6 protein-coding genes are annotated in these 6,055 nt (G+C 42.6%); 1 reads left to right on the top strand and 5 read right to left on the bottom strand.

Annotation, left to right across the window (positions count from 1 at the left end; translation table 11 throughout):
• The first annotated feature begins 449 nt into the window (after window positions 1-449).
• Complete coding sequence (locus tag SWH54_05690; protein ID MDY6790744.1) at window positions 450-815, top strand: cytoplasmic protein; 366 nt, start codon at window positions 450-452, stop codon at window positions 813-815.
• Window positions 816-986: 171 nt separating this feature from the next.
• Here SWH54_05690 and SWH54_05685 read toward each other — a convergent pair whose 3' ends face one another.
• The 5 genes from SWH54_05685 to SWH54_05665 all read right to left on the bottom strand — a co-directional run bounded on the left by SWH54_05685 (window position 987) and on the right by SWH54_05665 (window position 6,049).
• Window positions 987-2,573 (bottom strand): peptide chain release factor 3, encoded by a 1,587-nt coding sequence (locus SWH54_05685; protein MDY6790743.1) that lies wholly within the window; start codon window positions 2,571-2,573, stop codon window positions 987-989.
• 459 nt (window positions 2,574-3,032) lie between these two features.
• Complete coding sequence (locus tag SWH54_05680; protein ID MDY6790742.1) at window positions 3,033-3,989, bottom strand: HipA domain-containing protein; 957 nt, start codon at window positions 3,987-3,989, stop codon at window positions 3,033-3,035.
• Between the two features lie 5 nt (window positions 3,990-3,994).
• Entirely contained in the window at window positions 3,995-4,318 is a 324-nt protein-coding gene (locus SWH54_05675) for a HipA N-terminal domain-containing protein (GenBank protein MDY6790741.1), read from the bottom strand.
• 3 nt (window positions 4,319-4,321) lie between these two features.
• On the bottom strand, window positions 4,322-4,528 hold the full coding sequence (locus SWH54_05670; protein ID MDY6790740.1) for a helix-turn-helix transcriptional regulator: 207 nt from the start codon (window positions 4,526-4,528) through the stop codon (window positions 4,322-4,324).
• A 423-nt stretch (window positions 4,529-4,951) separates the two neighbouring features.
• Window positions 4,952-6,049 (bottom strand): hypothetical protein, encoded by a 1,098-nt coding sequence (locus SWH54_05665; GenBank protein ID MDY6790739.1) that lies wholly within the window; start codon window positions 6,047-6,049, stop codon window positions 4,952-4,954.
• Between the last annotated feature and the right edge of the window lie 6 nt (window positions 6,050-6,055).

Here is a 6,055-nt window from a genome sequence, read left to right as displayed (position 1 = left end):
GTTTTGTAGTTATATCAAATTGTTGTCGCTTTTTCATATACTGCAAAAAGAATAAAAAGTCCACTACAAAATGCGCTTTTTTTATGTATTACGGATAGTTATATCCGTGGATGGACACTAGTTAAGAAAAAACCACCCGAACTGTTCGTGAAAGTCATCACGAAACACCTTTAATGTTTCTTGTGACAAGAGGTATGAACTTAAAAGCATCGCGTCTACGCATGCGTTATTCCTCTCATTGTTCCTATCCTCTTTTTGCTAATCATTTTTTACCCTTCGGGCAAGGTCAAGACACTGGTGCTACCGGTCTACCGGAAATGACCCATTGGCGCAGGATATCCTTGACCTAAGCAACGGCAACCCGGACCTGATGCGTGTCGGATCTGGCATGCGTTAGTGTATCGCCGAATGATTGTTTATACACTTTAATCTTACTTAAGGAGGCTTACATGACCAATGGAGAACAGGGACCACAGATCGATTTTACCGTTGATAAGAACAATTTGTATCAGGAAGAATCGATTACCGACCTCAAGGTGGCGTCAATCAGACGTCTTATACCGGTAAACGCCGACGGGACGAAAGATTCCAGTCGCACACCCATATTTATGGCCCAAACCCAACTGATGTCTCCGGAAGGGCCGGTGCCGCTTCAGTCCGCCCTGAAGGCCGGTAACATCGAGGAGGCGATCAATGAATTCCCGGAGGCAATGCAGAAAGCGTTGGGTGAAATGGTGGAACGGGTGAAAAAAATGCGCGAACAGCAGGTGAAGGAAAAAAAAGAGGATTCACGCATCATCATGCCGGGAAGATAACCAATGGGGATCCATTGATCAGCGTGCTGGATGGGTAACCGAAAGGCCGTCAAATGGACAACATATAGTCCTGTGGGGACAGTCGGCACTTATTTACCTTCCTGCATGTTCGGGGCGTGTGACAGGGGGGCCGGAATCGGGATAAAATGATGGTTGCTGCAGGTAGAGTGGTCAGTTAATCTCACGTGTCTTAAAAAACTTTATCTCCGGCCACTCTTTTATACAATAATCCAGCTGCCATTCACTGGTGGTCAGAAAGGAGAGAGATCCTTCAGCATCTCTTGCCATGTGGCTGATATTCTGTTTTTCAAATTCAGCCATTTTTTTCCCATCATCACACCCGACCCAGCGGGCCACCTTAAAATTCACCGGTTCATATACGGCATCCACGCCATATTCCGCCTTGAGGCGTGCCATGGTTACCTCAAACTGAAGCACACCGACCGCCCCCAGAATATAATCTCTGCCGGTGACAGGCCGGAAAACCTGGACAGCCCCCTCTTCTGCGAGCTGGATCAATCCTTTTTGAAGTTGCTTGCTCTTTAACGGGTTCTTCAAGTGGACGCGTCTGAAATGCTCAGGTGCAAAATGAGGAATTCCGCTGAATTTCAAAGGTTCTTTTTCGGTAAAAGTATCGCCGATTTTTATGGTACCGTGGTTATGGATACCGATAATATCTCCCGGAAATGCCTGGTCTACATTTTTCCTGTTCTGTGCCATGAAGATGGTTGCATTGGCCAAGGCGACCTCTTTTCCAATTCTGTGGTGGACAACTTTCATTCCTCTGGTAAATTTTCCTGAACAGATCCTGACAAACGCAATCCTGTCCCTGTGGGCCGGATTCATATTTGCCTGTATCTTAAAAGCAAAGCCGGAAAACTGTTTTTCGTATGGTGAAACTTTACGGGAAACAGCCGGTCTGATGTCTGGCTGGGGAGCCAGTTCCACCAATGCGTCCAGCATCTCCTTAACCCCGAAATTATTAATCGCACTTCCGAAAAAAACCGGAGTTTGACTTCCTGTCAAAAAATGCGGGTGGTCAAACGGATCCATGGCACCTTCAAGCAGGGCAATATCTTCCCGCAATTCATCGGCCTGTTGCCGTAAAAGTTTATCCAGAACAGGATCATACAGGTCATTAATAACGATTCCATCCTGGCCAGAGGTTTCCCTGCCGGGTTGGAAAATATGGAGTTGTCGGTGAAACAGATTATATACACCTTTAAAGCGCTTGCCCATGCCAATGGGCCAGGAAAGCGGCGTACATTCGATCTGCAGTTTATTCTCGATGTCATCCAGGATATCAAGAGGCGCCATACCTTCACGGTCAAGCTTATTTATGAATGTAATGATCGGGGTATTCCGCATCCTGCAGACCTCCATGAGCTTTTCGGTCTGCGGTTCCACCCCTTTGGCACTGTCAATCACCATCAGAGCACTGTCAACGGCGGTCAACACCCTGTATGTATCTTCTGAAAAGTCCTGGTGGCCCGGTGTATCAAGCAGATTAATTTCAAACTCCCTGTAGTTAAACTTCATTACGGAAGTTGTCACTGAAATACCTCTCTCCTTTTCAATCGACATCCAGTCACTGGTGGCATGCCTGGCAGCTTTTCTTGCCTTAACCGCTCCGGCCTGCTGGATTGCCCCACCAAAAAGGAGAAACTTTTCTGTCAGCGTGGTTTTTCCGGCATCGGGATGGCTGATAATTCCAAAAGTTCGTCTCCGATTGATCTCTTTTTGATTAAAATCGTTCATATTTTTTTTGTTTATCCTTTATGCTGTTTGCCATAAATGTTTATGCCCGACTGGGCACAACGATGTATGAAACCCAAGGTTCGTCCGGGAAATCGCCTGTTTGCCCGGTACCAGACCGACGAATGAGATCGGTATGGTACACGCCCCCTATCTTCTCAGTTAAACCGATACAGGCAGAGATGATCAACGCCGCCGTGGGATTCTGTCCCTTGGGGCTGGTTCAAATCTAATCTCAGTCCGCTTCAGTTTGTTTCTTCACAATTTGGGTAACAGTCTGGTAGGATAGAGATAAGACACCAATTTTATCAACCCTACCTACCAAGGAGATTGTTACCGATGACGAAAAAAAATGGTAAGATGTGGGATCAAGCTTCAAGGAAAGAAATATAACCATAAAACGGCGAATTACAATACTGCCTCGATTTCATCTGCAATACGAATAGCCGCTTCCCTTCCCTCCTATAATTCAAAACGTGCGGCCCTTTCTTTAATCAGTTGTTTGAATTCATCTGTTTTTTGTTGAGGCAGGAACCCCCTGTCAATAACTGACACCATTTCAGGTATGGCCTCTGTAAAGCGATTCAAAACATTCATTATTTGTCTTTCATTCAGGCCCAAATGTGTTGCGAAGCTGTGGAAATCATTGCGGGCAAATTTTCTTTTTTTACCATTGAGAGTCAACGCTAACTCTTCAGGATCGTCCTTTTCAGGAATGAGCAGTCGCGTCGCAAGCATATCATAAGCGGCAGACAGATTGACCATGCCATCCAAAGGATAGATTAATGAGAAATTTTTAAGATGCATGTCCGCGTTGCCGGTTATAAATGAGAACAAAGCGATCTCAAACAGACGAATGGTATCGAATATTTTATTGGAAGATAATTTTTGAATAATTCTGCCGATTTGTTCCATGGAGCCGTGGTATTTATCCTCTGTCAGCCGTTCGGTTAGCTGGCACATATCTTCCATGTGGAGTTTTTTCCCATCCGGCAATCGATCTACGCGCCGCGTAATATAGGCTATTTCACCTGACTTTAGTGGTATGAGGCCATGTGGCACGGTGTCGATTTTCAATAGCCCAGCCAGATGCATGGTTAAATGCTCGATTTCCGGCATAAAGGGATAAGCTTCCAGCGGCGGTTTCAATATGAAATTACCCCATAAACCAACCAGCGTAAAACGACTGTTTTTTTTAAGGCTTTTATCCAAAAGTAATGAAAGTTTTGCCTGTACGCCGGGAATCGTAATCCGGCTGTGCACAACCTTTTGGGCTAACTTTGTTAATTCACCATAAGCGTAGGGCAACTCGGGCGCGTTACTTTGCCAAAAAAGTTTTTTGCTGCATTTCGGATGGTAGAGTTTTTGATTTTCTGCCAAAGGCTGGTAGCAGATCAGACAGTTTTTTATTTCGGTCATTTTTCTTATTTCTCCGCAGCAATTATCGAAACCGCACCGATACAGTCTTTGCAGCATGTTATTAAAAGTCCCATGCGGTCGCGCGGGTCCAACTTCCAGGTTTCTACAGCAACATCGAGCAGCCAGCCCTCTGGAATCAATCCGTCAAAAAAAGCAAACATTGTTTTGCTGATAAAAGGCTCCTTTTGCAGAGGCAGCGTAAAACTGACAGCCAGCGCTTCAGGGTCAGCCAAATAGGATTCAGAATACTGAAATACATAACCTTCTTCCTGTTCTGACAGCAACCCGGCTATTTTATCGTTGAAGAATACGTTGGCTTTACGATACATTTATTAATCCTCAGAAACAGAAACAGGCTCTAAACAATGCCCAAACAAAGCCAGTACCTGGTTCACCTTGTCCATGCGTAGCGTTTGCTTGCCCTGCTCCAAATCTCGAATGAAACGCAATCCCACGCCGGCGCGATCAGCTAGGTCCACCTGAGTCAGCCCCAACTGTTTGCGCCGGCGCTTAACAAATACAACCAATTTATCATTCATAATTACACCTTTTCGGGTATAGTTAAAATAATTTGTCAACAATTTATATCATTTCGGGTATAATATCAAGAGTTATTTTAGAATCTATACCTTATCGGGTATAAAATTAAGCATAATAGTAATTTTTATACCTGTTCGGGTATGGGCCGGATGAGACTTTTGAAAAATGCTCAATTTCGAAGTCAATCATGAGGGATGAATCGGATCAATAAAATATGAAGTTATTATTAAGCGGGCTTTTAGTATGTTTCCGGGCATCAAGGAAACTTGGTAAGAGTATGGTACAATTGTCAAAACGTTTAAAAATATCTTAGCCTACAGCAAACCAATTCGTAGCCCGCGGAGAAAAAATTGCAAAGGAAAACAAGTTAAAACTATTACAAAATAAGTAATCGAATTATAAAGGATGTCTCATGAGCCCCTTCACGGGCATTCAAATAGTCTAATTAATATATCTTCTGATGACTCCATCCATAGAGACCGCTTTGGCATCAAGTTTTTTAGTTTTCTTTTATTCTTATTCTTCATATTTAAATAGCGTTTTGAGATATTATAAGATGCTAAAGTAGCTTTATTCTCATCTGAAGGTAAACACTCTTTGAAATGCGCTGAACCAATTACCATTCCACCGCCTAAAGCAGCAGAAGTTGCCGCTATCCCGTGTCTTTCGGTATAGTTTGAGCCAGTAGCGCTATTAAAACCATGAATTGATACCAAAGCAGTGTCAACTTTTTCAATTAATTCATTAAATTTGCTAACATATTTTCTGATAATATTTCTTTCTGAACGCACATGAATTACCTTTCCAGTTCCATCATCAAGCCATTCAATTTGACTTGTTCTATCTTCTCTTGGATTGTATTTCTCAGTGCACCCAAATATATCATAACAGGCACATAATAACGCATTCCTTCCACTTTCCAATCTTACAACCCTCTTTGGATCATAGAAATCTCTTGCATACGTGACGTAATAAGGAGCATCTACATCTTGATAATTTTCATCAAAATCCTTTAAATTTTTCCCTAATTTTGGTTGAACTGGGAATACTTTTCTTCCAATTCCAGCTATTCCTTTTGATGACCAAGCAACACAAAGTTGATCTCCATAAATTTTTGTATTTTTGGGTCTCTTGCTAAAAGAACGAGCATTCTTCCCAAATTTCGTTTTATAGATATCGAACCCGTCAGGTTTCGAATGACTACATGAATCAATACCAGCCACAAGCAAAGGTTTTCCAAACCCTTCACTCTGAAGTTTTTTAACAGCCGCAATGGCTTTTCTAGAAAATGTTTCTTTTTCCAGGCTTTCTTTTCGATACTTATAATCTCTATTTCCAATGTATTTTGTTCGATGCCAAAAACCTCCAGGGAAAACTATAGCATCTAAATTAAATCGCTCCCATTCATCACATATCCCGTTTATAACATCTTTTAGTATTCCATATCTTTCCAGATAATCATCTCGGTCGGCGCATTCATCATTCAAACAAACATTAATAATTGTACTTATTTTTTTCATTTTCTA

The sequence above is a fragment of the Thermodesulfobacteriota bacterium genome, from assembly GCA_034189135.1.
In the GTDB taxonomy this organism is placed as follows: domain Bacteria; phylum Desulfobacterota; class Desulfobacteria; order Desulfobacterales; family JAUWMJ01; genus JAUWMJ01.
The sequence above is the reverse complement of the archived record's forward strand: the minus strand, read 5'-3'. Positions and strand labels throughout refer to the sequence as shown.

Bases quoted from the DNA above. Each gene is read 5' to 3' on its own strand.
- SWH54_05685 (MDY6790743.1), bottom strand. From the start codon at position 2,573: ATGAACGATTTTAATCAAAAAGAGATCAATCGGAGACGAACTTTTGGA.
- SWH54_05680 (MDY6790742.1), bottom strand. From the start codon at position 3,989: ATGACCGAAATAAAAAACTGTCTGATCTGCTACCAGCCTTTGGCAGAA.
- SWH54_05675 (MDY6790741.1), bottom strand. From the start codon at position 4,318: ATGTATCGTAAAGCCAACGTATTCTTCAACGATAAAATAGCCGGGTTG.
- SWH54_05690 (MDY6790744.1), top strand. From the start codon at position 450: ATGACCAATGGAGAACAGGGACCACAGATCGATTTTACCGTTGATAAG.
- SWH54_05670 (MDY6790740.1), bottom strand. From the start codon at position 4,528: ATGAATGATAAATTGGTTGTATTTGTTAAGCGCCGGCGCAAACAGTTG.
- SWH54_05665 (MDY6790739.1), bottom strand. From the start codon at position 6,049: ATGAAAAAAATAAGTACAATTATTAATGTTTGTTTGAATGATGAATGC.